This is a genomic window from Hydrogenophaga intermedia, from assembly GCF_000723405.1.
GTDB classification, from domain to species: Bacteria; Pseudomonadota; Gammaproteobacteria; order Burkholderiales; family Burkholderiaceae_C; genus Hydrogenophaga; species Hydrogenophaga intermedia.
In genome coordinates this window covers 1-693 of sequence record NZ_CCAE010000120.1, presented here as the reverse complement: position 1 = coordinate 693, position 693 = coordinate 1, and the positions used below count along the sequence as shown (strand labels likewise).

Sequence of the window (693 nt, the reverse complement as noted above, 5' to 3'; positions counted from 1 at the left end):
AGGTCTTCATCGAGGCGGTGGTTGCACAGAACCTCGTGGCGGCAAGGAAGCGGCTGATGCTGAGCCAGGACGGGTTGTCTCAGCAATCGGGTGTCAGCAGGGCCGTCATTGCGCACATCGAACGCCAGGCGCGCAACCCATCGCTGCAGACGTTGGCGAGGCTCGCGGATGCGCTCGATTTGTCGCTGGAAACGCTGTTGAGTCAGTAGCTGGGGCTGGGCAGAGCAGGCTGTGCTGATCTGGTCTGGTCTGGTCTGGTCTGGTCTGGTCTGGTCTGGTCTGGGCGTCGGAATTGCAGCGGGAGCGGTCAATGGTCATCCCTGGACGTATGGGCGATGCCTGTTGCTTTGCAGTCGTTCGGACAGAAAGGGGCAAGCTGGTTTCGTTACCCCCATTTGAGGCACTCGCCGACCTGAGCCCCTACCGCGGCAGCTGTCAAGCTTGCCGCGATGATGAAGCATGCCAGTTACAAGCGTTCGCCACCCCTCCGAAGCAGTTCGTGCGCTAAAGCAGGGCTGCTGAGATTCATCCCTCGTCGGATTGCGAATTGCTGTAGGCAGCCGCTCACGCAAGAAGGCTGCGAGAGCATCCTCAATGACCAGCCAGGCACTGAACAGGTTTTGTCGCGTTGACGGTCAAGCAACTTGCTCGTCTATGCTGAGCACTTTGACTGAAAAGGTTTGAACGAGATGC

The 693-nt window shown here is 59.0% G+C and carries 1 protein-coding gene; it reads left to right on the top strand.

Annotated elements, in window-relative coordinates; genetic code table 11:
* On the top strand, positions 1–209 hold a 209-nt coding region (locus BN948_RS25395), incomplete at its 5' end, for a helix-turn-helix domain-containing protein (protein ID WP_051756427.1).
* Positions 210–693: the final 484 nt, after the last annotated feature.